The organism is Desulfitispora alkaliphila, from assembly GCF_050433185.1.
GTDB classification, from domain to species: Bacteria; Bacillota; Desulfitisporia; order Desulfitisporales; family Desulfitisporaceae; genus Desulfitispora; species Desulfitispora alkaliphila.
The window spans coordinates 16,013-42,381 of sequence record NZ_JBNPXS010000020.1 but is presented as its reverse complement, the minus strand read 5'-3'; the positions used below and the strand labels follow the sequence as shown (position 1 = coordinate 42,381).

The following is a 26,369-nucleotide window of genomic DNA, read 5'->3' as shown; positions in this document are numbered from 1 at the left end:
CAAAGAACTAATATATTATTATTGAGTTTAAAGTGAAAAGGTGATTAGAGTGGAGTACTTAACAACAATTATTTCAATTCTGTTTATAGTGACTATAGTGTTTATCAGCATGGTTATTTTGCTGGAGAAAAGAAACCCTTCAAAGACTGTGGGGTGGCTATTAGTACTCACGTTTTTGCCAGTACTGGGTTTTATATTATATATCTTTTTCGGAAGCAACTGGCGCAAAAGTAATTGGCTTCCCGATAGTGAAATGGCATATGTAAAAAAGCAGGAAAAACTTCTTGCTCAATACAGTGAAGAGGTTACTGCAGATGAAATCCTGCCGAATTACGATGCAAGGTCTGAGCGAGTGAGCCAATTAGCAGTGACAACTTCTCATGCCCCTCTACTGCCTAATAATCAAGTGGAGCTAATATTCGAGGGTGAAACTCTTTATAAAAAGCTCTTTAGGGATATCGAAGAGGCAAGAGATCACATTCATATTGTATTTTTTATAATTAGAAATGATGAAATCGGTCAAAAGCTAAAGAATTTATTGATAAAGAAAGCTGAAGATGGGTGCGAGGTAAGGCTAATTTATGACCACATCGGAAGCAAGAGTATAGAGAGGAATTATGTAAGGCAGCTGAAGAAAGCAGGAATAAAAGTGTTTTCTTTTCTGCCGTTAATGTTTCCAATGATAAATAGGAGGCTTAACTACAGAAATCACAGAAAAATTGCAATTATAGATGGTAAAATTGCATATACAGGTGGTTTTAATTTAGGCGATGAATACGTGGGGAAAAGCAAGCGTTTGGGGTTTTGGCGTGATGCCCATATTAGAATATGTGGCAAGAGTGTTTACAACCTTCAGGTTATATTTTTAAAAGACTGGTATTTTGTCAGTAAAGAAGCCATTAGTGGTGAAAATTATTTTCCGCCCATTTTTATTACTAGTCTGGAAAAACATTACCTACAGATAGTCAGTAGTGGCCCAGATACCAGATGGCCTGCAATTATGCAGACCTACTTTACCTTAATTACAAATGCAAACAGAAGTGTGTGGATTACTACACCATATCTCATCTTAGATGACCCCACTATAATGGCGTTAAAAACAGCTGTTTTGAGCGGTGTAGATGTGCGAATAATAGTGCCTGGCAAACCAGACCATCGAACCATTTATTTTGCTACTCATTCGTACATTGAAGAGCTTTTAGAGGCGGGTGTGAAAATCTATCTATACCAAAAAGGTTTTATCCACTCCAAAATGCTAATTTGCGATGATCATATACTATCAACAGGTTCTGCAAACTTCAACATGCGAAGCTTTCATATCGACTTTGAAGTAAATGCCCTAGTGTACAACCGGGAAACCATTAAACAGGCAATAAAGCAATTGGAAGTGGATATGGATGATAGTATCGAAATAGATTACCAGGAATACAAAAAAAATAAAAGATGGTATCGTCATGTAGCTGAATCAATAGCTAGGTTATTCTCACCCTTAATTTAAAAACAGTTTGCTATCATTTGGTAATTGTACCCAAAAAAATCAGCAATGCTCCTGACAAGATGAGACCTAACTTTAGGAAAGATACCTTACCCGCAAGACCAGCCACACCAACCATATTGAGAACTAAAAATAGGAGAGGGTTTATGATGATGATAAAGGAATTGATCTTTAAACCTGCTTCTATGGTTGGGTTTTTGTACATTAAGTAAACGCCGGTAGCTGAAATTAGTGTGAGCATGACTCTAATGGTAAGCATTATTCTTGCCGCATGTTCTTCTGCCATAGGACAACCTCTCTTTCAAAAATTTTTCTTACACTATAGTATAACACAATAATAAATATCAATATTAAATATATGCTATAATATAAGCTGAGTCGAGAGAGGTGATTAAATGCTCGTGGGTAAAATTGAATTAATTCTTTATATTCCTGATAGTCACTCCCTGAAAGAAAAGAGGAGTGTATTAAAGAGCATCATAAGAAAAGTTCAAAATAAATTTAATGCGGCCATTGCAGAGGTTGACCATCAGGACAAATGGCAAAAGAGCACTTTGGGAATTGCTGTTGTAGGAGTAGACAACGCTCATGTAAATAGCCAGGTAGATACGATACTGAATTTTATAGATAGAAACTATAACTACACTCTAGGTGAGTGTCATGTTGAAATACTATGAAGTAAAAAGTTTATCTTTGGGGGTAAGGTAATTGGAACAGTTGTATTTAGCACTGCTTATATGTGTTTTAGCCTTTGTGGTGAACTTACCCATGGGTTTGTGGCGGTCGTCGGTTAAAAGATATTCTTTATCTTGGTTTGTGGCTATCCATTTAAGTATACCCTTGCTTTATAAAGTAAGAATTGCATTAGATTTTAATGATATAATCATACCCTTTTTGATTATTACAGCTATTTTTGGTCAGTTTGTGGGAGGAAAAATAAATTTGCAAAATGAACTTTTGGAAGAGGGATAATGGAAGGATAAGCAGGATAAGTTGTCTTTGTACAGAAATTTTAATAGACAACAATTTAAAGGGGGTAAAAGATTATGACAGAAAGACTATTTTCTGTTGAAGAGATTTTGACAGATGTGCCAGAGAAGGCTACCAAAAAGGTGTTTTATGAAAATGAGCGCCTAAATGGAGCAGTATGGTATGTTCCAGCAGGAGAAGAGCTACCTGCCCACTATCACCCGGAGACCGATGACGTTTGGGTAGTATTGCAGGGAAAAGGTGAATACTTTTTAGGAGATGGGAAAACTGCTCCTCTTGAAAAGGGGATGGTAGCAGTAGCAGCAAAGACAGAGATACACGGAATTAAAGCAACAGGAGATGAACCCCTTGTTTTTGTGGCTTTTGCAGCACCACTACCTGTGGAAATGATTAAAGTAGATAAATAGGAGGCCACATGGTTAGAAAGTATATGTGGTATAGCAAAGTGAACTTTAACAACTACAAAGACGCTTGGGAGCAAGCATTAGAGCTTTTTCAGGGGAGAACGCCAGAGGAAATATCCAAGTCCAGTGGGGCGCAATATGATGGTATGGTATTGCGCCTGCAAAGTTTAGGGCAAGAGCTAGAGGTATCCTATCCTAGTGGGCAGGTGTATTTTAGGGGTACAGACAAGAAGCCCATTTTTCCCTGGCAGTTGATGACACTAAATTACTTGGGCAGAGCTAGCGGGGTAGAGCTTAAAAATATCCCTATATCCTATCGGGAATTGGAGAGTGGAAATGTTTATTTCCCTGCACTTCAGCGAGATGCATTTATTCCTTTTGTTAAAAGAATACAAAAGGAAAGAGCCGATACTGTAAGGAATGCCTTTACTTATTTTTCTCCGGAAAGCAGAAACAAGGGAGATATATCTCTTGTGGTATGGGGGTTCCCTAGATTTTCCATTACCATAACATTGTGGCTTGCTGATGAAGAAATAGACGGCAACATAAACGTGCTTTTTGATAAGACTGCCAATCACTATATGCATACAGAGGATGTTGCTGTTTTTGTAGAAATGTTATTTCGCTTTATCAGATATGAATTATAACAAAAAGCCAGTGCCGATTAAAAATCTGCACTGGCTTTAAAATTAGTGACTATTCATTTGATAATCGAAGGTCGTTCACTAATTTGCTTTTAGTCTTTATATCAAAGGGCTTTTTTTCAATTTCTGAAAAAAGCCACTTTTTGTGGTCTGAATCTGTACAATATTTTTCCAGTTTCTCTAAGAACCAAATGATGTGTCTAATTTCATCTTCTATGATTTCAAAGAGTAGCTTTTGAACAGGGGCATAGGGGATTAACTCAATATGCCTTAAGTATTGCTCTATTGCCTCCAGTTCTGCAGTAATGTCAGCTCTTAATATATCGCAAACATCGTACTGGTAATTGACAAAGCTGCCGTCCCAGTAAGTACCTTCGGCGTCCCAAATACGAGGATCTATTCCAAATTCAGCTAGAACCTCGGCTAACTCCTCCATATGATGCATTTCTTCAATTGCAACATCTTCCAGTAGCTGGGCAACATCGCGCTCCTTCACTACGAAATAGTGGTGCAAATATTGCTTAGTAGCGGTAACTTCACTAACCCTTCCGGCGTAATCATCTAGTAGAAGATGAATATTTTTCTTGTGATGATGATGTGACATAAGATCCCTCCAAGTTTTTTAATTGTATTACTTGCTATATCATATGTAATTACATTTTGAATTGCGAACTAGATTCGTAGTTTTTTTAATTGTCATGAATATGAGGCTTTGCTATAATTGGTATAAGCTAGTATTAAAGGTGGGGTTAATAATGGCTAATCAGAAAAAAGAATCTGGGCTTCCAACCAATGAACAATTTTATCAAGAATTGGGGCAGCTTTACGAGGACACTGTAATAACTGTACAAATAGCAAAAGAGCCAACAGAAGTAGAAATGAAAAACTACACTAAAGAGGGATTGGCACTTTTATCCGGGTACTATCCTTCTGTAAGTGCTGCTGAGTTTAGAAAAATATTTGGACAGGTACAGGAGTTGCTAGATAAGTACAATCCTGAAGCTGCCCATCTAGACTTAGTAGAGTTATTGCCTTCTGATAAGGAGCTAGAAACAAAAATTGTCCAATTGTTAAAAGGGAATCCTATTGAAGAGGTATTTGACATGAGTAAGTGTCATAATTTCGTTAAGTTTGGAGTTCTCTTAACCTATGCTATAAAACCATTTTTAAAAGTTTATAGCGAATATATTGGGGACAAGTATCCGGCAAGCTCTTGGAAAAGGGGATATTGCCCAATTTGTGGTCATGGAGCTGCAATGGCAAAATTGGCAAAAGAGGAAGAAGGTAAGAGATATTTGTGGTGTCCGGCCTGCGAGTACCAGTGGAACTTTAAGCGCATTGGCTGCCCAAATTGTCTAGAAGAAAATCCCGATAAATTAGGTTACTTTCGAGTGCAAGACCAGGATGATGGATATAAAGTCAACGTGTGCTATAGCTGTAAAAGGTACATAAAGACTTATGATGAGCAAGGGAGAATTGCTCAGAAAAGAAATGAATTTATGGAAGAGAAAAAAACAGTACACCTGGATTATTTGGCAATTAGAGAGGGTTTTAAGCCCATTGAATAATTAGAAAGAGCAAGAGCACATGTATGATTGTGCTCTTTCTTTATTGGTGTTTTTCAATTAAGTGCTTCCAGTATCGTTCTGGCATAAAGTTTCTTTGAAGCTTTAGGTTTTTTCGTTCCTTGATAGAGATATGGTCGAAGTATTCCCTCCACAGTTTTTGGAATACAGTTTCCTCTTCTGAAAAATTTAATTCAACTAAAGGGGCCTCATGGGCGATAACCCAGCTAGTAGTGTCAAACAGGAGCATCTGGTTTCTTTTCAAATCATGAATTACCCACCTCTGATCAGAGAAACGGTTGGCAAAATGGGATGCGATTAAAGGCAAGATAAAATGGTCTGGTTCAATGGAGGAATAGTAAATACCGTTGTTGAGCTGTTGAAATCGAATTAAACCCAGCATGCGGTGCTTTTCCCTGCGAACTTTACTACTTGCCTGATGGATGGGATCAGTTTTAACCAATGTTGAACTTGCAAAGAGGTCTTTTTCAAAACTAGATTCCGCTACAATTTTGTCAGGTACTGCTGAATAGTAGCTGTAATAAACAGCTGTGAGGAAGCCTTCATAGCTACCGTCGTAAAGGTAGTACTGCACTTTAGATCACCACCTAGTATTAGTTGTCTAGGAAAGAAAAGATTGTGAGCTGTTCGTGGTTAGAACTTTTAGCCTTTATACTATTGGACATTAACTTGTTTTTTAAGAGATCCTCTCTAAATTTAGTCTGACCCCAATATTTTCCCTTACAAGTGATAAAATATTTAGCTCGCTTCAAAACAACACCTAAATTTTTCAAGTCATCAAAGCTGAGCCAATTGACTTTTCTAGCTGCTATAATCTTCATGACTGACTTGTGACCTATCCCAGGAATTCTTAATAGAGTATTCTTGTCTGCTCGATTAATTTCTACTGGGAAAATGTGAAGGTTTCTAAGTGCCCAGTTGGCCTTTGGATCAAGTTCTAAATCGAAATTAGGATGCGAACTATCCAATAACTCCCTTGCAGTAAAGCCGTAAAAGCGCAAGAGCCAGTCAGCCTGATAAAGTCGGTGCTCTCGCAATATAGGGGGCTCAGGGAGCATGGGTAAGTTTGGGTTAGTTGAAACAGGAACATATGCTGAGTAATAAACTCGCTTTAGCTTAAAGCCTTGATACAGCTTTTCTGATAAGCCCATAATGGTTAAATCCGTATCTGGTGTTGCTCCCACGATTAACTGAGTAGTTTGTCCTGCTGGGACAAATTTTGGTGCTTTTTTCAGGTGTTTCTTTTCTTCTTACCGATGAATTGCATGGGTTTTAGCACAGCTTCTTTTTTCTTTTGTGGAGCTAGTAAATTAAGACTTTTTTCTGAAGGCAACTCGATATTGCAGCTCAGCCGATCAACTAACTTGCCTGCTTCCGTGAGAAGTTGTGTATCAGCCCCGGGAATTGCCTTTAAGTGGATGTAGCCGTGGAAATTGTATTGGTTTCTCAGTTTTTTTATGGCAAGAACCATTTTTTCCATGGTGTAATTAGGGCTTTTAATTACTCCTGAACTCAAGAATAGTCCTTCAATGTAATTGCGCCTATAAAAATTTATTGTCAGGTCTGCTAGCTCATCTGGGGTAAAGCTAGCCCGGGGGATGTCATTGCTAGTTCGATTATAGCAGTATAGGCAGTCGTAAATACAGTAATTAGAAAAGAGTATTTTTAAAAGTGAAATGCACCTGCCATCATCAGACCAACTGTGGCAAATGCCGCTAGCTGCAGCATTACCTAATCCATTTTTATTTTGTCTAGAGCTACCGCTAGAGGAACAAGAAACATCGTATTTAGCAGCGTTAGCCAGTATTTTTAATTTATCGTGAATATCCAAATCAATCACTTCCCATAATACAATTAATGATATTATACCAAACATTAGTTCTGGTGCGCAAAGTTTTTTTGCATAAAATATTTAAATGCTTTAAAATAAATAATACAGAAAAATGCTTAGATAAAGGAGGTTTAATAAATGCAAGTTAAGGCTACAGATCTTCCTGGTGTTGGGAAAAAGTATACTATGGAGACAGCTGAGGGGCAAAGCTTTATAATTATTATTCACCATAGTGGGCATAGAGAGTTATATTTTATGGAAGAGTGTGATGATGATGAACCATGCTTCTCAGTGGATTTAAATGATGAAGAGGCGCGAAAAATCGGTGCTATTATGATGGGTGCTGATTATCAGCCTGTGGTAGATGAAAAAATGGAGATAGTAAGGAAAAATATTTTAATTGAATGGATTAAATTAAAAGCTGAAGCGCCCATTGCTAATATGAAATTGGGAGATGCAAAGATAAGGTCAAAGACAGGAGCAACAGTGATTGGAATTGAAAGAAATAAAGAAATTATAGGCAGTCCAGAAATAACTGAACTCTTGTTGCCAGGCGATATACTGATGGTAGTTGGAAAAAAGGATCAGATTAAAAAGTTTGAGCAACTGTGCTCAGGTAAAAGGGAGTAAATATTGATGGAACAGTTACCTTTTCTTTTGATTGGTGGCATAGGCTTAATAGTATTTTTTTTAATAGGGTACTTAGCTCAGAAGTTTAAGTTGCCATCAGTATTATTGTATATAATTATTGGTATTATACTTGCTGGCTTAGGAGTAATTAGTCACAGTAACGATGCGTTACATGTTGTAGCCGAGATAGGGATAGTATTACTATTTTTCCTACTAGGTTTAGAGTTTCCCTTGAAGCGAATGATGGAAATTTCAAAAAAAGTTTGGCCTGCCGGATTATTAGATGTATTTTTAAACGTGGGGATAACAGTGGGAATAGCACTGCTCTTTGATTTAAGTTTAATGGCAGCAATCTTAATTGGTTCAGTTACATATGCTACTAGTTCTTCTATAACAGCTAAAATGTTAGAGGAAAAAAAGCGTTTGGCTAACCCAGAAGCAGAATTTATTCTTGCATTGTTGATTTTTGAGGATTTGGTTGCACCAATATTAGTTTCTTTTTTAGCGGGTGTTTACGCTGGGGCTGAAGTGACAGCTTCATACATTGCAGTATTAATTTTAAAGATAGTACTAATGACTGTAGGAGCAGTTATAATTGGCTATTACGGGTTTAGAAAACTAGAGAATTTTATTGATAGGCATTTAGAAAGAGACTTTATGCCCTTATTTGCAATAGGAATAGCCTTCGCTTATGGAGGCTTGGCATTAGCCTTAGATTTATCTGAAGTCTTAGGTGCTTTTTTGGCGGGTGTAATGCTGTCAGAAACTAAGAAACAAAAACAACTGGAACATTTAATTTTACCTGTACGAAATATTACCTTGCCATTCTTTTTCTTTTGGTTTGGGACAAGTATTTCGTTAGGTGAAGGTGTTCCCATGATTCCATTACTTATCCTTATAACGGTATGGTCTATTGTTGGAAAGCTGGTAGTAGGAGTTGTAGGTGGTAAAATGTATGGTCTAAAGCGAAAAGTAGCGTTGAGGGCAGGTTTTTCTTTAGTTCAAAGAGGAGAATTTTCTGCTATTATCGCGGCTTTAGCTCCTCCACAATTGAGAATTTTTAGTGGTATCTACATTTTGATAACAGCTGTAATTGGAGTGTTTATGTTTGGGAAAGCACCTATTTGGGCAAAAAGTCTGAATGAACGGTTTAAGGCTAATGAATGATATCTTTAATAAGACCAAAAAGTACGCAATTATCCAGCACACGTGCATTTTTAAGAATAAAGTGGTAAACACTACATCTTAAAAGAGAAAAAGGTGTGGTGATTTCAATGACATTGATTTCGATTGGAATTTTTATTTTAGCCAGTGTACTTATTGGTCTTTTAGTTCCTAAGGAAAGAATTATCAGGTTTTTGCCCTTTGGTCTATGGGCGGGTTTGGGCCTGGGCCTTATAATGCTATATATAATGGTGGTTCTTTTAGGTACATGGCAATTTGCGCCTGGGTCACTAGTAATTGCGGGTATGCCCTTAGGGCTGGCCTTGATTTGGGTGCCATTAGAAATAGGGTATGCCCATTTCTTTCCTAGGAGCAATTCATTGTGGGTGTTCGCTGGTTATATAGTTGCGTTACCGTTGTTAGCAGGTATCTTTCACGCGGTGGCACTTATGTTTGGATATCTTCAGTATAACAACTGGAGCGTAACTTCTACAGTACTGGTCTCAGTCTTAATACACGGATTTCTGGCATATTACCTCTATAAATATCAATACAACCATAGCCTAAACTCCTTGTAAAAGGAGTTGTTTTTTGAATTTGTATTCCAAGGAAAAGTATTCTATAATAGGATTTAATAATTATGGAAGAGGGGATGTAATATGGCTAAATCATGTTCTTTTGATGTAGTTTCGGAAGTAGATTTACAAGAAGTGGACAACGCTGTTAATCAAGCCAACAAGGAATTAGCAACAAGATATGATTTTAAAAACTCTAAGTCTACGATAGAACTAGAGGGTGGGGAGATAAAGTTAGTCTCCGATGATGACCACAAGATTAAGAGTGTTATTGATGTATTGCAGAGCAAAATAATCAAAAGAGGTATTGAATTAAAATCTTTAGAATATGGTAAAGTAGAGCCTGCTTCTGGTGGACTGGTAAGGCAAAATATTACGGTCAAAGAGGGAATTTCCAAGGAGAAGGGCAAAGAGCTAGTGGCTGCTATTAAAAAACAGAAATTAAAGGTTCAGGCTCAGATTATGGATGATAAATTAAGAGTTACAGGGAAAAATAAAGATGACCTCCAAGAGGTAATTCAGTTTCTTAAAGCAAATGACTTTGATGTTCCGTTACAATTTAACAATTTTAGATCTTAAACTGAGAACTAGGCTAACCCCTAGTTCTTTATTTAGAAGAACAGGGAGGAAAGCTCAATGAGTGGTTTACTTCTGGCATTGCTTTTAAGCCTTTTAGCAGGGTTGGCTATATCTTTTCAGGGGACATTAAATACATTGTTAAGTAAGTCTGTTGGGATTTTAGAATCAACCTTAGTGGTACACCTTGTAGGATTTATGTTTGCAGCCGTACTTTTAGTGGTAGGTGTAGGTTCTGGTAGTATGGCGAAAATATGGGAGGCCCCCAAAATAAGTCTTACCGGAGGATTGCTGGGAGTAATAATTGTATCCAGTACAATTTTTGCCATCTCAAAGCTTGGAGTCTCATATGCCTTAGCTTTAGTAATTTTAGCTCAATTAATGGCTGCAGGAGCTATTGATCACTTTGGTCTTTTGGGTGTGGAGCAGACAGCCTTTACTTGGAAGCGTGCGCTAGGGGTTACAATAATAGTTGCGGGAGTATTTTTAATGAAAAAGTAAATAATAACCTTATGTGTAACACCTAACTTATCAGGAGGTTATAAGGTGAATCTACATGATGTGCTGAATAGGGCTATTGAAAACAATAGAAAGTGGTGTTCTAAAGGCAATGTTGCAACGTATATTCCAGAGTTAAGTAAAGCTAATCCGTGCGCTCTAGGTGTTTCTCTTTGTACCTGGGATGGCAAGATTATAACTGCAGGAGATTGTGATACTCCCTTTACGCTACAGAGTATTTCCAAAATATGCTCTTTAATTCTCGCTCTTCAAGACAATGGCCGAGAGAAGGTGTTTAGTAAAGTTGGGATGGAGCCTACTGGTGATCCATTTAACAGCATTGTAAAGCTTGAAACATTGGAGCCATCGCCGCCACTAAATCCAATGATTAATGCTGGAGCCATAGCGGTGACCAGCTTAATTAAGGGGTCCGATGTGGATGAGCGCTTAGAAAGGCTGTTAACTTTGATTAGAGCAATGGCGGACAACAATCAAATAGATGTGGATTGGGAAGTATACACCTCAGAAAGGGAAACGGGTAATCGCAACAGAGCAATGGCATACTTCTTAAAGGATATAGGAATTATAGATGGACAGGTTGAAGAAGCCCTAGATTTATACTTTAAGCAGTGCGCAATTAAAATAACCTGTCAGGACTTAGCTAGGATGGGTCTTACTTTAGCAACGCAAGGAATAGGACCATGTGGAGAAATAATTATTGATCCTGCTATAGCTAAATTGGCAAAAACCTTTATGGTTACTTGTGGTATGTACAATGCATCAGGAGAATTTGCTATTAGGGTTGGAATTCCCGCTAAAAGTGGTGTTAGTGGTAGTATCTTAGCAGCGGTTCCTCACCGGATGGGAATAGGAGTAATCGGACCTAGCTTAGACAAAAAGGGAAACAGTATAGCAGGAGTACACTTGTTAGAGGAGCTGTCGAGAGAAATGAAATTGAGTATTTTTTAACCGCTTTCTACCTGATTATTTGAGTAGAAAGCGGCTTTTGTATCGGTAACTAAAACTCTTCTACCATCTTTTTTACTACCCGCTTTAACCCGGGTTTCTTTACGGTTTTTCCTGTAGTTGAAATGCCAACTGCATCTAGGACAGGACAGTAACGAGTTACTCCCTCAGCTACCTTCATAGAACCTAAAGCCAAAAGAGTTGTTGAGTCTCTTCTTATGCCGTAGCCAACCATAAAAAGTCCACAGGCAATGCGAATATATTGATCTAAATCGCCTACATTTTTTTTCAAGTAGATCCCTCCTTTTTATCCTACCGTCAATAAAGCATTAATTTTTTTCCTGGACAAGCCAAGTTTTCATTACGCATATTTTATTGTTCCCGCAAAGTAAAGTGTGCTATACTATTTAAGATAATCTTTTGCCGCAAGTTTTGATAAGCAGTGGCTAAAGGAGTGTTATTAAGTTGATTTCTATTCAAGCAAAAGACATAAAAAAAAATTATGGCAGTGAGGTAATCTTGACTAAGGTTACCTTTTCACTTAATTATGGCGATAAGGCCGGTCTAGTGGGACCTAATGGGGCTGGGAAAACCACTTTATTCCGTTGTCTTATTGGCGAGGAGAGGGCAGATGGCGGGAAGACAATCTTGGGTTCTGGCATGAACTTAGGGTTTGTGGAACAAGATGTTAAGTTCGCAACTGAAGCCACATTGGAGGAAACTCTAATAAGTTCTTTTCAGCATATCATAGAGATGAGAAATAAGTTAAAGCAATTAGAAGAAGAGATGACGGCTCAGTCAGAGGATTTTAAAGCACTTGAAAAGACCATGGCTAAATATAGTTCACTTACAGAAGAATACGAACAAGCAGATGGATATGGAATAGAGGCCAAAGTTAGACAGGTTAGTTCAGGCCTTGGATTTGAACAGGCTGATTTGAAAAAGAGAGTAGAGTTATTTAGCGGCGGACAGAAGACGCGAATAAAATTGGGAAAACTGTTATTACAAGAGCCTACAGTGTTGTTGCTAGATGAACCTACAAACCACCTGGATCATGAGGCAGTAGAGTGGCTGGAAAATTTTCTTCGGGCATACAAGGGCACTGTTTTAGTTATTTCCCATGACAGATATTTTCTAGATCAATTTACGAACAAAATTCTAGAATTAGAATTCGGTAAAATAAACGCATTTAATGGCAACTATACTAGATATAGACAGCAGAAGAGTGAGCTGGAAGCCCAGCAATTAAAGGTATTTGATAAACAACAACAACATATAGCTAAGACAGAAGAGTATATAAATCGTTATCGGGCAGGAGTAAAATCAAAGCAGGCTCGGGGACGACAAAAGCAATTAGAAAAATTGGAGTTAGTAGATAAGCCTATGGCGGCAAGTACCCTTAACCCTTTTGAATTTGACATAAACCAAGCGTCAGGGCAGAGGGTAGTTGAACTAAAGGATATTGGACACAGCTTTGAGGGTGAAAAATATCTATTTCAAGGTGTTACAGGACTATTGCGTCAAGGGGAGAAGCTGGGGATTGTTGGACCAAATGGTGCAGGGAAAACTACACTACTAAAGATCATTATGGACAAGCTTCAGCCTACTAAAGGAGAGGTTGTCCACGGCAGTAGGGTGGATTTTGGCTATTATAGTCAACAACAGGAAGACTTAACTGAAACCAATACAATTATTCAGGAAGTGGTAAAAAAAACAGAGCTCACTGAGTACCAGGCTCAGGACGTATTAGGTCGGTTTTTATTTTCTGGGGAGGATGTATTCAAATTAGTTTCAGAGCTTAGTGGAGGGGAAAAGAGTCGACTGTGCTTGTTAAAGCTTTTCTTAAGCAAAGCAAACACTCTTGTTTTAGACGAGCCTACAAACCATCTGGACATACCAGCGAAAGAAGTGTTGGAAAGGGCGCTACAGGACTTTGCGGGGACAGTAATAATGATATCTCACGATAGATATTTCCTAGATCAGATAACCGATAAGATTTGGGAAATAAAAGATGAACGATTTGTAGAGTACTTAGGAAATTACACCGATTATCGTTGGAAGAAACAGCAACTATTGGAGTTGAAGGAGAAGGAACTGGCAGAGGTAAAAGCTAGGGAAGCGGAAAAGGGGAAGTTAAATCAAAAGAAGGAGAAGGAAAAACAAAAAAAAGCTAGAGCTGAAAAGAAGCAGCAGAGTCAGTTGGAAGAAGAGATATCAGACTTAGAGTCTAAATTAAATGCAATCGGCGAAGAGCTTGCTCAGCCTGAGACTTACAGTGATCCTGACAAAGCGCGAGAGCTCAATTTACGGTATAAGGACTTAGAAAATGAAATAGCTGAAAAGTATTCCCAGTGGGAAGAACTAATAGAATGAAATAACCCCTGAAGACAATAGTTTGTCTTTCAGGGGTTTAGTGTTTAGATACCCAGTGCTGAACGCTTACTCTCTATATGAGCTACGATAGCTTGAGCTGCTTCTTGTGGATTATCTCCAATTGCAATTTTTCCTCCTGTAATGGCTTCCACATCTTCAGTTAAGAGTTTAACTAAATCAGGACCACCTGTTACAGGGGGTGTAGGCGATAGATGAGTGTAAAGGCCGTAAGCTAAGGCAAATATACCATCAATTGTTGCCTTTTGCTCTAAATACTGAGGTGCACTTACTGCCACTGGTAAAGCAGAAGTGTCCGTGCCTAAGGCATTAGCCACGGCAGTTACCAACATGGATACTCTTCCTGTGTCTGTACATGTTCCAAAGGGCAGTACGGGTGGAATACATAGGGAGTTACAAACTTCTTTTAAGCCATCGCCAGCTAAGTCTATAGCTGTCTTATTTGTCATCCCTGCCACTTCTAAGCCATGACAGCCACATCCCCCAGCTTAAAATGTTCTTAATTTATGTACCTATTGTTTCCAAAATTGATAAATATATTTATAAATGAATATGTTTTCTTTGGAGAGTCTAAGAATATAGGCAGGTCTGTTTCATTTTGGTGTAGAAATATATGTAAGTAGGTGGCAATACATAGAATGGAGGATGTAAATGAAGTTTTATAAAGAGTTTTCAAATCATTATGATCACATTTTCCCCCCTGGGTCTGCCCAGTTGAAATTTGTGGAAAAGAAGATAGGGGATATTTTCAATCACAAAGTGGCAATCCTAGATGTGGGCAGTGCCACAGGAGGTTATTCCCAGGAGTTAGCTCAAAAGGGATATTCGGTTACGGGAATAGATTTAAGTGAAGAAATGATTGATATAGCTAAAGAGAAGGCAGGAGACATAGCTGAATTTTATGTTGCGGATATGAAGGAGTTAGAGCGCTTTTACGGGCAATATGATGCTCTATTATGTCTAGGCAATACACTACCCCACTTAACAACTGAGGAAGAGGTAGTTAAAGCTTTAGAAGAGTTTTATCAGGTGCTAGGTACAGTTGGGATAGCTATCATCCAATTGGTGAACTATGATCGAATTCTGAAACACAGAATTGACAGATTAGATACTATTGAAGGTGAACAGGCATCGCTGGTGAGGAAATATTCGTATAGAGATGACGGTTTAATTGATTTTAATACTGTGCTCAAACTAAATAATGGTGAAGAATTTAATAACACTGTGCCACTAAACCCCATAGTTAGGGAGGATTTAACTAAATACCTCAAGAGTGCAGGGTTCAAGAATGTGAATTACTACGGCAATTTTGCAGGTGGAGCACACAATGATGAAGCCCATGCCACAATTGTGGTAGCCAAAAAGCTACCAAAATAAATATATTTCAATCTAAAGGGGGAGATTTTATTGGAAAATAAGAAGTGGAGATGTGTCGTATGCGGATATGTTCATACGGGGCCCACGCCGCCGGATGAATGCCCTATTTGTAAGGCTGGTCCAGAGGCCTTTGAATTAATTGATACCGGGGCTGATGACATGGATCAGGAATTAAAAAAGAAAATCCAGAGATCCCTATTCAAAATTTCCTACGGTTTATATGTGGTAGGGTCAAAGAGTGGAGACAAGATTAATGCCCAATTGTGTAACACATTTTTTCAAATAACCAGTGACCCACTGCGGGTATTAGTTGCGTTAAATAAGAATAATCTCACTAATAAGTATGTGAATGAAAGTGGGATTTATACGGTAAGTGTACTGGGTAAGCAAGGACACGATTTGGTAAAGCGGTTTGGATATCAATCTGGACACAAAGTGGATAAATTTACAGAGTTTAACTATAAAGTAGGAGAAACCGGTGGACCTATCGTGGAAAAAGGTTGTATTGCCTATTACGAATGCAAGGTTTTACCTGATAAAGTAACTGATGCAGGAACTCATACTATGTTTTTGGCAGATGTAGTTGCAGGCGATGTTATAGCTGATGAAGAGCCCATGACTTATGCCTATTACAGGGAGACGAGATAATAAAGTGACTAAAGAAGATAAGTGGATTGAAGAGATTTTAACAGAATTAGAGCGTTTATACCCAAATCCTAGACCTGCCCTTAACTTTAGCAACTCATTTGAGTTGTTAGTGGCAGTTGCTTTGAGTGCTCAATGTACTGATGAGCGAGTCAATAAAGTGACTTCTAGACTGTTTCAAAAGGTGAAAGAACCGAAGGATTTAGCGTTTGCAGATCAGGGTCAATTAGCTGATGAGATTAGGGAATGTGGCCTATTTAGAAATAAGAGTAAGAACTTGAAGTTGATGGGCCAGATGCTTATGGATAAATGGGATGGAAAAATTCCCGAGGCTAGACAAGAGCTTGAGCAGTTACCTGGAGTGGGGAGAAAGACAGCAAACGTTGTAATCAGCAACGCCTTTGGTATTCCGGCAATTGCTGTAGATACTCATGTGCATAGAGTGGCTAATCGCTTAAAATTAGCAAAGAGCAATAATGTTGAGGAGACGGAAAAACAATTAGAAGTAGTTATCCCCAGAGAAAAGTGGACAAATGCTCATCACTGGCTTATTTTTCATGGACGCAATGTTTGTAAGGCTAGAAAGCCTGAGTGTGAACAATGTACTATAAGCCATCTATGTCCTAGTAGTCAGCTCCCGGACACGGTGTTGCATCCATTGTAGGTGCAGTTCCTCATCGATCAAGTGTTTCCAAAGGGCATCTTTAATAGTGGGATCATTGACAGAGCGAATAAATTTCTTATAATCTCTAATGGCCATTCGCTCCCCCAGCATATTAATTCTCAAATAGTTTTTCACATCGGTATGACCTGCAATAGCTTGCCCGCCTAACCTAACAAATTCACCTAAAAAAAATCCAGAATACTCTACATAGGGCTTTGGCTTAGAGTCAAAGCTCTTAATTATTTTTGTTATGGTATTTACGTGCTCCTGCTCTATTTCAGCAAAACGGTCTAGATATCTGCGCAAATAAGGATCATCTGTAGATTTGCTTTGACTACCGTACAACTCAACCTGCTGCTTTTCTAGTAGCAAGAACCAATTCAGGCTATTCAATATTTGCTTCCGATTCATTTTCACACCTCGCATATACAGTTCTTGTTTAGTATTGGTATTAATCTGGAATACCATACTTAAATGGGGGAAAGCTAGTAATATTAACGGCAGAAAAAGGGGAAGAGGGTAGAATATGAGAGATAAGTTTGATGCTATAGTTGTAGGAGCTGGCCCAGCGGGATCATCGGCAGCTATGATTATGGCCCAAAAGGGAATGTCGGTGGCACTGTTAGAGCGAGGTGACTACCCAGGGAGCAAAAACGTCTTTGGAGGAGCAATATACTCAGAACCTACTGCGGAAATAGTACCCGCCTTTTGGAAAGAAGCTCCACTGGAAAGAGCTATTGTAAATGATCAAGTATGGCTATTGGAGCGGGAATCTGCAGTGAAAGTTAGTTTTACTGGGTTGCGCTTTGCCAAAGAGCCCTATAATAAATTTAGTGTTTTGAGAAGTAAGTTTGACAATTGGTTGGCAAAGAAAGCTCAGGAAGACGGTGCACAACTATTTAACAATACGCTTGTTAAAGATTTAGTTATGGAGAAAAAACTAATAGGCAAGGGTAAGGTTAATGGGGTCAAGCTAGACACAGGAGAAGTTATGCTAGCTGATGTAGTTATATTAGCGGAGGGAGTTAACGCGTTTTTAACAAAGAAAGCTGGTCTTAGATCTGATATTCCCGCTGACACACTAACCCTTTATGTAAAAGAAATTATTGGGTTGCCCTCGGAAAAAATAGAAGAGAGATTCCAGCTAGAAAAGGGCGAGGGAAGCACTATTGGAATGATTGGTTACCCGGGTGCTGGTGCAATGGGCAAAGCGGGAATATGGACAAATAAGGATACCATATCCTTCAATTGGGGAGTATACCTGAATCAAATTGTGGAAAAGGGCTTTAATACCTTAGAAATGTTTCAGCGAACCAAGGAGCATCCGCTAATAAAACGCCTATTGGCTGGGGGAGAGACACTGGAATACATGGCCCACCTGATACCAAAGGGAGGTTACAAGTTTGTCCCTAAGCTATATACAGATGGATTGATGGTAGCAGGAGATGCAGCAGTTATGATCAGTGGGCGTAGGGGCAGTGACTTGGCAATGCTATCTGGAAAGATGGCAGCTGAGGTGGCTGTACAAGCTAAGGCAAAAAGTGATTTTTCAGAGAAAACACTGTCCAGCTATGCAACAAAGCTTAACAATAGCTTTTTTATGAAAGATATTAAGGGCAGTCCCGACAAGACTAAGTACTATAAGGAAAACCCGGATACTGACTATTTAGTGAGCAACACAGCTAACGAACTGGCTTATCGGTTTTTTACAGAGGATATGTCCACAGACAAGGAGAAATATAAGCAGCTCATGGATATAGTGAAGAGTAAGCAGAACCCTGTGAAAACAATTTCGGATATTTATTACGGATACAAGTATTGGGGGCTGTTCTAATGACTAAATTGAGAATGGTAAATGATGTTATAGATCTAGTAAAGATAAAGCCTGACAGTAAGTCCCATATCTCTATTAAGGATAAGACTACTTGTTTTAAAAAGTGTAAAGACAAACCCTGTACGTACTTTTGTCCTACCCAGGTGTATAGCTGGAGCGGTCGTGAAATTAAAATAGATTATGCCCGATGCATTGAATGTGGAGCTAGTGTCATGGGTTGCCCCTATGGAAACATAGACTGGTTCTTTCCTAGATCTGGATACGGAATTTCTTACAGATATTAACTTAATATTTTTAGATAGTGTAAGCTTGACAAAATCCCCACCTTCGTTTATAACTTTGTTAGAAGGAGGGGATAAGGAATGCCAAGATACGAATATAGATGTAAAAAATGTGGAAAATTTGAGCTAAACCAAAAAATATCAGAAGAACCCCTAAAAGAGTGCCCGAAATGTGGTGATGAGGCTAGTCGCATCATCTCTGGAGGCGCTGGTGTGGTTTATAAAGGCTCAGGTTTTTACACTACGGATTCTAAGAATAGCAAGTCAGAGTGCAATACAGGTGGTTGTGGCGGCAGTTGCAGTTTTGAAATGGGTAAATAGTCCTCTCGTATAGAGGGCTTTTTATTTTTTGAGGTGAAAAGGATGAGTGAATTAAAAGAAAAAATTAAAATTAAGGCTAGGGAACAGGGTTTTGACCTGATCGCTGTTATTTCTCCTAAGCCAATAGAGGGGTGGAGTGACAAAATAGGGGAGCTACAAGCTTCTTGTTATCTCACCTCTTTTTTAGGCAATGAGGCAGGGAAAAGGGGCAACCCTAGGGAACTGATGGCTTCAGTAAAATCCATTATAATGTTAGGTCTGGCTCATGATGATAGGGAAAAAGCAGATCTTTTTCCCGGGGAAGGCAGACTTGCCCAAGGTATGGGTGGTATAGATTATCACAGGCTGCTCTATGAGAAGATTGGGGCGTTAATCAAGGATATGGAGCCCATAGTACCTGAGGATTTTCAGTATAAGACATTTGTAGATGACAAACCTATTGCAGAGAAAGCCTTGGCTGTGCGAGCAGGCTTTGGTTTTATAGGGAAGAACAGCCTTTTAATTAATGAGAAACTAGGATCCCATCTATATATTGGTGGTGTACTAACTAATATAGATCTGCCTGCTGATGATTTGGATGACTGGGCGCTGTTCAGTAGCTGTGGTCAGTGCGATAAATGCATGAGGACATGTCCAACTGGTGCTATTGTGGAGCCTGGAGTTATTGATACCAATAGATGCTTGGCCCAGGTTGCACAGCTAAAGGGAATAATGCCTGAAGAGTACAGAAACAAGATGGGATATACTCTTTATGGTTGTGACTTGTGTCAGCGTTCGTGTCCTCATAATGCCAGTGGAAAAGGTTTTAATGAGAGCAAGAATGTGTACAACTTGATGGAGATAGTAGAGATGGATAATAAAAGGTTTAAAGAAACCCTTGGTAAAACTGCGGCAGGGTGGCGCGGTAGAACTACACTGCAGAGAAATGCCATTATAGCCCTGGGGAATTGGGGGCATGAGCAAGCCATTCCCGTGTTGACCAAGGCGCTCAATGATCAGCGAGAGGTAATTCGTCACCATGCAAAATGGGCACTAGATCAGATAAAGGTAAAAAAGAACACATGAATCTAAAACGCTGTCTTAATGCACTAAAAGAGAAAGAACCCATATATTATTAGGGTTCTTTCTTTTAGGCTATTGATTTTGTTTTTTAGTGTAGTTTAACAGGCCACCTGCTTTAATAATATCCTTTTGTCTGGAACTAAGTTCGTGGGCAACTTGGAATGTTTCACCCTTGTCTGTAGTAACTGTCAAAGTGCTGTTGTCAAGCTGGGCGACTATATTGTCTATATTAAGTGTATTGTCTTGGTTTATTTTGTCATAATCACCTTCATCCACAAAGGTCAGTGGTAAAATTCCAAAGTTAATTAGATTAGCCTTGTGGATTCTGGCAAAGGATTTAACTATAACCGCTTTAATACCTAGGTACATGGGTGCTAAAGCTGCGTGCTCCCTGCTAGAGCCTTGACCGTAGTTGTGCCCACCTACAATAAAACCACCGTCGTTTTCCTTTGCGCGAGCTGAAAACTGCTCGTCTACACTGGAAAAGACGTATTGAGAGATAGCAGGTATATTAGAACGCAGGGGTAAGATCTTTGCTCCCGCTGGCATAATGTGATCTGTGGTGATATTGTCCTCTAGTTTCAAAAGAGCTTTCCCGGATAAACTTGCTGGTAGTGCTTCATTAACTGGTAAAGGCTGAATATTTGGGCCTCTGACAATTTCAACTGCCTCTGGGTTATCGTTAGGTTCAATTACCATTGAATCATCAATTTTAAATTGAATGGGCATTTCCACGACAGCAGAAACACTAATGTCTCTTGGATCTGTTAGCACGCCTTCTAGCGCTGTAGCAGCTGCAACTTCGGGACTAGCTAAATAAACTTGAGCATCTTTTGTTCCGCTGCGCCCTGGGAAATTTCTGTTAAAAGTTCGAACAGAAACTGCGTTAGTTGATGGAGATTGGCCCATACCAATACAGGGACCACACGCTGATTCGAGAATTCTAGCTCCTGCTGCAATCATATCTGCAAGAGCGCCATTTTCGGCAAGCATTGAGAATACTTGCTTAGATCCAGGAGCAATCACCAAGCTCACTTCTGGATGAACTGTTTTTCCTTTTAGCACTTTGGCCACTCGCATCAAATCTGAATAAGAGGAATTGGTACAGCTACCAATGGCAACTTGATCTACCTTAATCTTGCCCACTTCTTCAACAGTAGCCACTGCATCAGGACTGTGGGGCTTGGCCACCATAGGTGCTAAAGCATCTAAATCTATTTCAACAACTTCATCGTAAGTGGCGTTATCATCTGCTTGGAGCTCAGTCCAGTCGCTCTCTCTATTTTGAGCTTTTAAGAATTCCTTAGTAACCTCATCGCTCGGGAAAATTGAAGTTGTGGCTCCTAGTTCAGCCCCCATGTTAGTAATGGTAGCTCTTTCGGGAACTGAGAGAGTTTTTACTCCTGGGCCGGAATATTCAATCACCCTACCTACGCCACCTTTAACAGATAAGCGCTTTAATACTTCTAAAATGATGTCCTTAGCTGAAACCCAAGGCTGAAGCTTTCCCTTGAGAATGACATTTACAACTTTGGGCATATTTAAGTAGAAAGGGCCGCCTGCCATGGCAACAGCAACGTCTAGTCCACCAGCACCCATGGCCATCATTCCAATTCCACCGCCTGTAGGTGTATGGCTGTCAGAGCCTAAAAGGGTTTTGCCCGGCTTGCCAAAGCGCTCTAAGTGAACTTGGTGGCAAATTCCGTTACCCGGTTTTGAGAATTTAACTCCGTGTTTAGCAGCAACAGTCTGTAGATACTTGTGATCGTCTGCATTCTCAAAACCAGTTTGAAGAGTGTTATGATCCACGTAACTTACAGAAAGTTCAGTTTTCACCTGCGGGACATCCATTGCTTCAAACTGCAGGTAAGCCATTGTGCCAGTTGCATCTTGAGTTAGTGTTTGATCAATCTTTATACCTATTTCAGAATTAGGAGTTATTGATCCAGACAACAAGTGATTTTCAAGAATTTTTTCAACAATATTTTTCCCCATTAAGCGTAAACCTCCTTATAAACTTCTTTATTCTTATTAATGTATCAGAAAAGAAATATAGTGTCAATTTTACCATTGCACAAAGAACTGCTAAGTGGTAAATTAGTATTTATATAAAAAATTATATCAGCAAAAGGCGGAGGTATCAGAATGGAAAAATTCGTAAAAGAAGTGCTAATTTCAGAGGAAGAGATTAGGGAGAAAACAAAGGAATTAGGCCAACAGATTTCTAAGGATTATGAGGGTAAGGATATTCTGTTGTTGTGTATATTAAAAGGTGGCATCATGTTTATGACGGAACTGTCAAAGCATATAGATGTGCCTGTTGAATTTGATTTTATGGTAGTATCAAGTTACGGGAACGAGTTAAAGTCATCGGGCGAAGTAAAAATAATCAAAGACTTAGATCAGAGTATCAAGGACAAGCATGTGCTAATTGTAGAAGATATTATTGATACGGGATTAACTTTAAATTACTTATGTGATTACTTAAAAGGAAGAGGGCCGGCTAGCATAAAGATATGCACTCTTTTAGATAAACCAGAAGGAAGAGAAAACCCAATAGAGGTTGATTACATTGGATATTCTATCCCTAACAAATTTGTTGTGGGGTATGGCTTAGACTTTGAGGAGTACTATCGCAATGTACCTTATATTTTTGTGCCTAATCCTGAAGAGGATCCTAGAAAGCGGGGTTCGAAGTAGGAGATGTTTAACATTGTACTTGTGGAGCCGGAAATACCACAAAATACTGGTAATGTTGTGAGAACCTGTGCTGCCACCGGATGTAATTTACATTTAGTTCGGCCACTAGGTTTTTCTGTGGAGGACAAATATTTAAAGCGAGCAGGCTTAGACTATTGGCACATGGCCAAGACCGAGTATTATGACAGTTTAGAGGAGTTAGTAAAGAAATACCCACAAAGCAACTTCTACTATGCATCAACTAAGGCAAAAAATAGCTATGCGGATCAAACATATCAAAGAGGAGACTTTTTTGTTTTTGGCAAGGAGACAGCCGGTTTGCCTGAAGAAGTAATAGAGGAGAATAGGGACAATTGTATTAGATTGCCAATGAAAGCTGATTCTAGATCACTGAATTTAGCTAATTCTGTGGCAATTGTCACCTATGAAGCTTTGCGTCAAATTGGATTTCCGGATTTGACATAGTAGCATCCCAAAGCTATCCTGTGGATACAGCAGTATTTATGAGTAAGCAATGGATATTTCGGCAAAAGCTATTATATAACACTGAATACATAGTGGCACTGTATCATATCTAGTTTGAGGCAAGGCTACTTTTATGTTAAAATAAAAATACATTTGAGCACAATAAATAAGAATTTCAGAGATTATTATGGGGATTAAAGTTTTAGGTTTGACAGAAAATAACACTAAAATTTTAATCTTTTTTTGTACAATTTTTTAAAGAAAAAATAAGGAGGAAAATATTTTATATGCAAAGATCTTATAAAGAAATACCTATGTGGAGTGATGTGAAAGAGGAAGAATGGAATGATTGGAAGTGGCAATTGAGAAACCGAATTACTACAGTAGAAGAACTGAAAGAAGTAATTAACCTAACGGAAGAAGAGGAAGAGGGAATTAAGCAGGCGCTAGAAAACCTTCGTATGGCAATTACCCCGTACTATACTACATTGATGGATCCAGAAAACCCAAACTGTCCTATCAGAAAGCAAGCTGTTCCAATTTCGCTAGAATTACAAGAGGTTAACTGCGATATGGAAGACCCGCTACACGAGGAAGCGGATTCACCGGTACCTGGCATTACTCATCGCTATCCTGATAGAGTTCTGTTATTAGTAACAGATCAGTGTTCCATGTACTGTCGCCACTGTACCAGAAGGCGAATGGCTGGAACTACAGATAAGGCCCTGCCAACAAGTCAGATTGACAGTGCTCTTGAATATATAAAGAAGAATAAAGAAATTCGGGATGTACTAATATCTGGTGGAGACAGTTTATTAATCTCTGATGATATGATTGAATATATCTTAGATCAGTTGAGAAAAATTAAGCACGTGGAAATTATAAGGTTTGGCTCTAGAACGCCTGTTGTACTGCCTCAGAGGATAACCCCTAAATTAGTTGAGATTATCACTAAATATCACCCTGTGTGGCTTAATACCCATTTCAACCATCCACAAGAGATAACTGAAGAGGCAAAAAAGGCCTGTGAAATTATGGCTAATGCAGGAATGCCTTTGGGAAATCAATCTGTTTTACTTAAAGGTGTAAATGATTGCGCTTATATTATGAAAGATCTAGTGCACAAGCTAGTTAGAATGAGGATTAGACCCTACTACCTATATCAGTGCGACTTATCTCAAGGAATAGAGCACTTTAGGACATCTGTGGCTAAGGGAATAGAGATTATTGAATTGCTGCGCGGCCATACTTCTGGTTTTGCTGTTCCAACCTATGTGGTAGATGCGCCGGGAGGCGGTGGAAAGATTCCAGTAGGACCTCAATATCTGATCTCTCAGTCAGATGACAAGGTTATATTGCGAAATTATGAAGGTGTAATTTGTGCTTACACAGAACCAGCAGACAAGCAAAGTCAATGTAATGATTGCGAGGAGTGCCATGACCATAGAGAGAAGCCTTATACTGGAATTGAGAAATTATTTGCTGAGAAAAAAATTAGCTTAGTTCCAAAAGGCAATCTAAGAACAAAGAAACGAGAAAGCTTTTAAGGGAAAAACAGTTGAACTGTCAGAATAAGTAGTGGTACAATCAAATAATGAATCAAAATGGCAGGGTATAATGGTTAATTAAAACAACTCACCTTGGTTATATTATTAGCGGAGGTGGGTTTAATGACAAAGAATAAAAAAAGTAAAAAAGATCCGTTAGCAATAAAAACTTATAATGACAAAGTTAAAATTGAGATAGCTGAAGAATTAGGCCTAATAGAAAAAATTAAAGAAAGAGGTTGGGGCGATTTAAGCGCTTCAGAAACTGGAAGAATTGGAGGCCTAATGACTAAAAGGCTAAGAGAAAGCCAGGGAGAGAATTAGCAAATCTGTAGGAATACACTTGCCAAATATAACATCGTGTTATAATATAGTCCTGTAAGAAAGATAGGGTGGTGAGTTGAGTGGCAACAAAACATAGAAAAATTATTGAGTACATATCTAAATTAGATATTGGAACTAAGGTCTCAGTACGGCAACTGGCTAAAGAACTTGATGTGAGTGAGGGGACCGCTTACAGGGCAATAAAAGAAGCAGAAAAAGAGGGCTTTGTTAGTTCTATTCCCAAAGTGGGAACCATTCGAATTGAAAAAGAAGAAGAAAAGAGAATTGAGGACCTTACAATAAGAGAGCTTGCTACAATTGTGGAAGGAATAGTCGTAGCGGGAGAAAATAATATGGACTGGATTCCAAATAAATTTTTAATTGGGGCCATGTCTGAAGATAATTCCTTTCGCTTCATCGAAGAGGGATCTTTACTAATAGTAGGAGATAGATCTAATATTCAACGTAAATCCATTGAAGTGGGGGCAGCTTTGATGGTTTCTGGAGGTTTTGAAGTAGAAAAAGAGGTTGTAGAATTGGCAAAAGAAAAGAATATACCAGTTATCACCTCCCCTTATGACACATTTGCCCTCACGTCGATGATTAACAAATCTATTTATGATAAACTTGAAGAAAAAGAATTAATTTTAGTTGAGGATATCATGGTAGACGAAGTAGACTATCTTCCTAGCACTGGAAGAATTCAAGACTGGCATGAATTATCAAGTGCCACTAGCCATAGCAGATTTCCTGTTGTGGATGAAGAGAATAAAGTTGTTGGCATTGTAAGTGCTGTGGATGTAGCTGGTAAAGAGCTAGATACGGGTATTGATACAGTTATGACTAAAAAGGTTATCACTACTGAAAAACACGTATCTGTTACTCATTTATCTCGAATTATGGTTTGGGACGGATTAGATGTAGTTCCGGTAGTGGAAAAAGGCCGATTAGTTGGTCTTGTGAGCAGACAAGATATTATTGAGGCCTTTCAAGTAATTCAAAAGCAACCTCATTTTGGTGAAACTGTAGATAACATAATCATCAGTGGATTCAAGTATGATGAGAGATGTGATAAGGGGCATCAAATAGTGGGAACTATTACCCAATTTATGTCCAATGAATTTGGAACGGCTAGTGTGGGTACTATATCTTCAATTGTTAACACGGCAGCCTATGTAGCAATTAGAAGACAGTTGCGAATGGATACTATCACAGATAGTGTATATATTAACCAATTGATACCCATTCCGGTTAACAGTCAGGTTCATGCAGTATCAAAAATAATTTATTTAGAGAAAAAGACATGTAAAGTGGATGTAGAGCTTTATGTCAATGAAAAAATGGCAGTGAAAGCAGTCTTGACTGCTAGACTTGCTAAATACAATAAGTAGAATGGCAA

At 38.8% G+C, this 26,369-nt stretch carries 31 protein-coding genes and 2 pseudogenes; 25 read left to right on the top strand and 8 right to left on the bottom strand.

Translation table 11 applies throughout. The features are described from left to right. Positions 1 to 49 precede the first annotated feature (49 nt). Complete coding sequence (gene cls, locus GGQ84_RS08785) at positions 50 to 1,498, top strand: cardiolipin synthase (protein WP_429161786.1); 1,449 nt, start codon at positions 50 to 52, stop codon at positions 1,496 to 1,498. 13 nt (positions 1,499 to 1,511) lie between these two features. On the opposite strand, the gene GGQ84_RS08780 is transcribed toward cls, so the two are convergent. Then, positions 1,512 to 1,781: a DUF2619 domain-containing protein gene (locus tag GGQ84_RS08780; protein ID WP_429161784.1), complete on the bottom strand. Its 270-nt coding sequence runs from the start codon at positions 1,779 to 1,781 to the stop codon at positions 1,512 to 1,514. Positions 1,782 to 1,890: 109 nt separating this feature from the next. On the opposite strand from GGQ84_RS08780, the gene GGQ84_RS08775 reads away from it, so the two are divergent. The 4 genes from GGQ84_RS08775 (at position 1,891) to GGQ84_RS08760 (ending at position 3,536) form a co-directional block, all read left to right on the top strand. Beyond that, positions 1,891 to 2,172, top strand: a complete 282-nt coding sequence (locus tag GGQ84_RS08775) for a DUF503 domain-containing protein (RefSeq protein ID WP_429161782.1) — start codon at positions 1,891 to 1,893, stop codon at positions 2,170 to 2,172. 31 nt (positions 2,173 to 2,203) lie between these two features. Next, a complete protein-coding gene (locus GGQ84_RS08770) occupies positions 2,204 to 2,467 on the top strand; it encodes a hypothetical protein (RefSeq protein ID WP_429161780.1) in 264 nt (87 codons plus the stop codon). A 74-nt stretch (positions 2,468 to 2,541) separates the two neighbouring features. Beyond that, on the top strand, positions 2,542 to 2,892 hold the full coding sequence (locus GGQ84_RS08765) for a cupin domain-containing protein (RefSeq protein WP_429161778.1): 351 nt from the start codon (positions 2,542 to 2,544) through the stop codon (positions 2,890 to 2,892). Positions 2,893 to 2,900: 8 nt separating this feature from the next. Beyond that, entirely contained in the window at positions 2,901 to 3,536 is a 636-nt protein-coding gene (locus tag GGQ84_RS08760; RefSeq protein WP_429161776.1) for a DUF3786 domain-containing protein, read from the top strand. 49 nt (positions 3,537 to 3,585) lie between these two features. On the opposite strand, the gene GGQ84_RS08755 is transcribed toward GGQ84_RS08760, so the two are convergent. Then, positions 3,586 to 4,137, bottom strand: a complete 552-nt coding sequence (locus GGQ84_RS08755; RefSeq protein ID WP_429161774.1) for a ferritin-like domain-containing protein — start codon at positions 4,135 to 4,137, stop codon at positions 3,586 to 3,588. 151 nt (positions 4,138 to 4,288) lie between these two features. Here GGQ84_RS08755 and GGQ84_RS08750 point away from each other — a divergent pair, with 151 nt between their 5' ends. Further along, entirely contained in the window at positions 4,289 to 5,101 is an 813-nt protein-coding gene (locus GGQ84_RS08750; RefSeq protein ID WP_429161772.1) for a formate dehydrogenase accessory protein FdhE, read from the top strand. 40 nt (positions 5,102 to 5,141) lie between these two features. Here the strand turns inward: GGQ84_RS08750 and GGQ84_RS08745 are convergent, their stop codons facing one another. Together GGQ84_RS08745 and GGQ84_RS08740 are read right to left on the bottom strand one after the other, a co-directional pair. Next, the gene (locus tag GGQ84_RS08745; protein WP_429161770.1) at positions 5,142 to 5,693 is read right to left on the bottom strand and encodes a TIGR03915 family putative DNA repair protein; all 552 of its coding nucleotides are present in this window, start codon (positions 5,691 to 5,693) and stop codon (positions 5,142 to 5,144) included. A gap of 19 nt (positions 5,694 to 5,712) precedes the next feature. Continuing rightward, positions 5,713 to 6,950, bottom strand: a pseudogene (locus GGQ84_RS08740) (putative DNA modification/repair radical SAM protein). Between the two features lie 138 nt (positions 6,951 to 7,088). Between GGQ84_RS08740 and GGQ84_RS08735 the strand changes: the two are divergent. From GGQ84_RS08735 to glsA, 6 genes are all read left to right on the top strand, one after another. Then, positions 7,089 to 7,580, top strand: a complete 492-nt coding sequence (locus GGQ84_RS08735; RefSeq protein ID WP_429161769.1) for a cation:proton antiporter regulatory subunit — start codon at positions 7,089 to 7,091, stop codon at positions 7,578 to 7,580. Between the two features lie 6 nt (positions 7,581 to 7,586). After that, positions 7,587 to 8,747: a cation:proton antiporter gene (locus tag GGQ84_RS08730; protein WP_429161767.1), complete on the top strand. Its 1,161-nt coding sequence runs from the start codon at positions 7,587 to 7,589 to the stop codon at positions 8,745 to 8,747. A 107-nt stretch (positions 8,748 to 8,854) separates the two neighbouring features. Further along, positions 8,855 to 9,322, top strand: coding sequence for a hypothetical protein (locus GGQ84_RS08725; protein WP_429161765.1), 468 nt, complete (start codon positions 8,855 to 8,857; stop codon positions 9,320 to 9,322). An 81-nt stretch (positions 9,323 to 9,403) separates the two neighbouring features. Then, entirely contained in the window at positions 9,404 to 9,898 is a 495-nt protein-coding gene (locus GGQ84_RS08720; RefSeq protein ID WP_429161764.1) for a YajQ family cyclic di-GMP-binding protein, read from the top strand. Positions 9,899 to 9,955: 57 nt separating this feature from the next. Further along, positions 9,956 to 10,396, top strand: a complete 441-nt coding sequence (locus GGQ84_RS08715; RefSeq protein ID WP_429161762.1) for a DMT family transporter — start codon at positions 9,956 to 9,958, stop codon at positions 10,394 to 10,396. A gap of 45 nt (positions 10,397 to 10,441) precedes the next feature. Then, positions 10,442 to 11,362: a glutaminase A gene (glsA, locus tag GGQ84_RS08710; protein ID WP_429161760.1), complete on the top strand. Its 921-nt coding sequence runs from the start codon at positions 10,442 to 10,444 to the stop codon at positions 11,360 to 11,362. Between the two features lie 49 nt (positions 11,363 to 11,411). Here the strand turns inward: glsA and GGQ84_RS08705 are convergent, their stop codons facing one another. Then, positions 11,412 to 11,651, bottom strand: coding sequence for a YgaP family membrane protein (locus tag GGQ84_RS08705; protein ID WP_429161758.1), 240 nt, complete (start codon positions 11,649 to 11,651; stop codon positions 11,412 to 11,414). A 173-nt stretch (positions 11,652 to 11,824) separates the two neighbouring features. On the opposite strand from GGQ84_RS08705, the gene GGQ84_RS08700 reads away from it, so the two are divergent. Beyond that, positions 11,825 to 13,732, top strand: a complete 1,908-nt coding sequence (locus GGQ84_RS08700; protein ID WP_429161756.1) for an ABC-F family ATP-binding cassette domain-containing protein — start codon at positions 11,825 to 11,827, stop codon at positions 13,730 to 13,732. Positions 13,733 to 13,776: 44 nt separating this feature from the next. Here GGQ84_RS08700 and GGQ84_RS08695 read toward each other — a convergent pair. Next, positions 13,777 to 14,238, bottom strand: a pseudogene (locus tag GGQ84_RS08695) (anaerobic carbon-monoxide dehydrogenase catalytic subunit); the annotation flags it as partial. 163 nt (positions 14,239 to 14,401) lie between these two features. Between GGQ84_RS08695 and GGQ84_RS08690 the strand changes: the two are divergent. The 3 genes from GGQ84_RS08690 to nth are packed head-to-tail and all read left to right on the top strand — an operon-like array spanning position 14,402 to position 16,436. Beyond that, positions 14,402 to 15,127: a class I SAM-dependent methyltransferase gene (locus GGQ84_RS08690; protein WP_429161754.1), complete on the top strand. Its 726-nt coding sequence runs from the start codon at positions 14,402 to 14,404 to the stop codon at positions 15,125 to 15,127. 30 nt (positions 15,128 to 15,157) lie between these two features. After that, complete coding sequence (locus GGQ84_RS08685) at positions 15,158 to 15,775, top strand: flavin reductase family protein (protein WP_429161752.1); 618 nt, start codon at positions 15,158 to 15,160, stop codon at positions 15,773 to 15,775. A gap of 4 nt (positions 15,776 to 15,779) precedes the next feature. After that, positions 15,780 to 16,436 (top strand): endonuclease III, encoded by a 657-nt coding sequence (nth, locus tag GGQ84_RS08680; RefSeq protein ID WP_429161750.1) that lies wholly within the window; start codon positions 15,780 to 15,782, stop codon positions 16,434 to 16,436. On the opposite strand, the gene GGQ84_RS08675 is transcribed toward nth, so the two are convergent. Continuing rightward, a complete protein-coding gene (locus tag GGQ84_RS08675; protein ID WP_429161748.1) occupies positions 16,389 to 16,847 on the bottom strand; it encodes a ferritin family protein in 459 nt (152 codons plus the stop codon). The two genes, nth and GGQ84_RS08675, sit on opposite strands and share 48 nt — an antisense overlap. A gap of 115 nt (positions 16,848 to 16,962) precedes the next feature. On the opposite strand from GGQ84_RS08675, the gene GGQ84_RS08670 reads away from it, so the two are divergent. The 4 genes from GGQ84_RS08670 (at position 16,963) to queG (ending at position 19,937) form a co-directional block, all read left to right on the top strand. Next, entirely contained in the window at positions 16,963 to 18,270 is a 1,308-nt protein-coding gene (locus GGQ84_RS08670; RefSeq protein WP_429161746.1) for an FAD-dependent oxidoreductase, read from the top strand. Next, complete coding sequence (locus GGQ84_RS08665; protein ID WP_429161744.1) at positions 18,270 to 18,554, top strand: ferredoxin family protein; 285 nt, start codon at positions 18,270 to 18,272, stop codon at positions 18,552 to 18,554. The genes GGQ84_RS08670 and GGQ84_RS08665 overlap by 1 nt, the downstream gene beginning before the upstream one ends. A 78-nt stretch (positions 18,555 to 18,632) precedes the next feature. Beyond that, a complete protein-coding gene (locus tag GGQ84_RS08660) occupies positions 18,633 to 18,872 on the top strand; it encodes an FmdB family zinc ribbon protein (RefSeq protein WP_429161742.1) in 240 nt (79 codons plus the stop codon). 42 nt (positions 18,873 to 18,914) lie between these two features. Beyond that, positions 18,915 to 19,937: a tRNA epoxyqueuosine(34) reductase QueG gene (queG, locus tag GGQ84_RS08655; protein ID WP_429161740.1), complete on the top strand. Its 1,023-nt coding sequence runs from the start codon at positions 18,915 to 18,917 to the stop codon at positions 19,935 to 19,937. A 69-nt stretch (positions 19,938 to 20,006) separates the two neighbouring features. Here queG and GGQ84_RS08650 read toward each other — a convergent pair whose 3' ends face one another. Continuing rightward, positions 20,007 to 21,929: an aconitate hydratase gene (locus GGQ84_RS08650; protein WP_429161738.1), complete on the bottom strand. Its 1,923-nt coding sequence runs from the start codon at positions 21,927 to 21,929 to the stop codon at positions 20,007 to 20,009. Between the two features lie 150 nt (positions 21,930 to 22,079). On the opposite strand from GGQ84_RS08650, the gene hpt reads away from it, so the two are divergent. From hpt to GGQ84_RS08625, 5 genes are all read left to right on the top strand, one after another. Further along, positions 22,080 to 22,634, top strand: a complete 555-nt coding sequence (gene hpt / locus GGQ84_RS08645; RefSeq protein WP_429161736.1) for a hypoxanthine phosphoribosyltransferase — start codon at positions 22,080 to 22,082, stop codon at positions 22,632 to 22,634. 3 nt (positions 22,635 to 22,637) lie between these two features. Next, positions 22,638 to 23,099: a tRNA (uridine(34)/cytosine(34)/5-carboxymethylaminomethyluridine(34)-2'-O)-methyltransferase TrmL gene (gene trmL / locus GGQ84_RS08640; RefSeq protein WP_429161734.1), complete on the top strand. Its 462-nt coding sequence runs from the start codon at positions 22,638 to 22,640 to the stop codon at positions 23,097 to 23,099. 287 nt (positions 23,100 to 23,386) lie between these two features. Next, the gene (kamA, locus tag GGQ84_RS08635) at positions 23,387 to 24,646 is read left to right on the top strand and encodes a lysine 2,3-aminomutase (RefSeq protein WP_429161732.1); all 1,260 of its coding nucleotides are present in this window, start codon (positions 23,387 to 23,389) and stop codon (positions 24,644 to 24,646) included. A 123-nt stretch (positions 24,647 to 24,769) separates the two neighbouring features. Further along, positions 24,770 to 24,970 (top strand): alpha/beta-type small acid-soluble spore protein, encoded by a 201-nt coding sequence (locus tag GGQ84_RS08630; protein ID WP_429161730.1) that lies wholly within the window; start codon positions 24,770 to 24,772, stop codon positions 24,968 to 24,970. Between the two features lie 80 nt (positions 24,971 to 25,050). Next, positions 25,051 to 26,361, top strand: coding sequence for a DRTGG domain-containing protein (locus GGQ84_RS08625; protein ID WP_429161729.1), 1,311 nt, complete (start codon positions 25,051 to 25,053; stop codon positions 26,359 to 26,361). Positions 26,362 to 26,369 lie beyond the last annotated feature (8 nt).

Coding starts and splice junctions, on each gene's coding strand:
- GGQ84_RS08780 (WP_429161784.1), bottom strand. CDS start 1,781: ATGGCAGAAGAACATGCGGCAAGAATAATGCTTACCATTAGAGTCATG.
- GGQ84_RS08775 (WP_429161782.1), top strand. CDS start 1,891: ATGCTCGTGGGTAAAATTGAATTAATTCTTTATATTCCTGATAGTCAC.
- GGQ84_RS08765 (WP_429161778.1), top strand. CDS start 2,542: ATGACAGAAAGACTATTTTCTGTTGAAGAGATTTTGACAGATGTGCCA.
- GGQ84_RS08760 (WP_429161776.1), top strand. CDS start 2,901: ATGGTTAGAAAGTATATGTGGTATAGCAAAGTGAACTTTAACAACTAC.
- GGQ84_RS08755 (WP_429161774.1), bottom strand. CDS start 4,137: ATGTCACATCATCATCACAAGAAAAATATTCATCTTCTACTAGATGAT.
- GGQ84_RS08750 (WP_429161772.1), top strand. CDS start 4,289: ATGGCTAATCAGAAAAAAGAATCTGGGCTTCCAACCAATGAACAATTT.
- GGQ84_RS08735 (WP_429161769.1), top strand. CDS start 7,089: ATGCAAGTTAAGGCTACAGATCTTCCTGGTGTTGGGAAAAAGTATACT.
- GGQ84_RS08730 (WP_429161767.1), top strand. CDS start 7,587: ATGGAACAGTTACCTTTTCTTTTGATTGGTGGCATAGGCTTAATAGTA.
- GGQ84_RS08725 (WP_429161765.1), top strand. CDS start 8,855: ATGACATTGATTTCGATTGGAATTTTTATTTTAGCCAGTGTACTTATT.
- GGQ84_RS08720 (WP_429161764.1), top strand. CDS start 9,404: ATGGCTAAATCATGTTCTTTTGATGTAGTTTCGGAAGTAGATTTACAA.
- GGQ84_RS08715 (WP_429161762.1), top strand. CDS start 9,956: ATGAGTGGTTTACTTCTGGCATTGCTTTTAAGCCTTTTAGCAGGGTTG.
- GGQ84_RS08690 (WP_429161754.1), top strand. CDS start 14,402: ATGAAGTTTTATAAAGAGTTTTCAAATCATTATGATCACATTTTCCCC.
- GGQ84_RS08675 (WP_429161748.1), bottom strand. CDS start 16,847: ATGAATCGGAAGCAAATATTGAATAGCCTGAATTGGTTCTTGCTACTA.
- GGQ84_RS08670 (WP_429161746.1), top strand. CDS start 16,963: ATGAGAGATAAGTTTGATGCTATAGTTGTAGGAGCTGGCCCAGCGGGA.
- GGQ84_RS08665 (WP_429161744.1), top strand. CDS start 18,270: ATGACTAAATTGAGAATGGTAAATGATGTTATAGATCTAGTAAAGATA.
- GGQ84_RS08660 (WP_429161742.1), top strand. CDS start 18,633: ATGCCAAGATACGAATATAGATGTAAAAAATGTGGAAAATTTGAGCTA.
- queG (WP_429161740.1), top strand. CDS start 18,915: ATGAGTGAATTAAAAGAAAAAATTAAAATTAAGGCTAGGGAACAGGGT.
- GGQ84_RS08650 (WP_429161738.1), bottom strand. CDS start 21,929: ATGGGGAAAAATATTGTTGAAAAAATTCTTGAAAATCACTTGTTGTCT.
- hpt (WP_429161736.1), top strand. CDS start 22,080: ATGGAAAAATTCGTAAAAGAAGTGCTAATTTCAGAGGAAGAGATTAGG.
- trmL (WP_429161734.1), top strand. CDS start 22,638: ATGTTTAACATTGTACTTGTGGAGCCGGAAATACCACAAAATACTGGT.
- kamA (WP_429161732.1), top strand. CDS start 23,387: ATGCAAAGATCTTATAAAGAAATACCTATGTGGAGTGATGTGAAAGAG.
- GGQ84_RS08630 (WP_429161730.1), top strand. CDS start 24,770: ATGACAAAGAATAAAAAAAGTAAAAAAGATCCGTTAGCAATAAAAACT.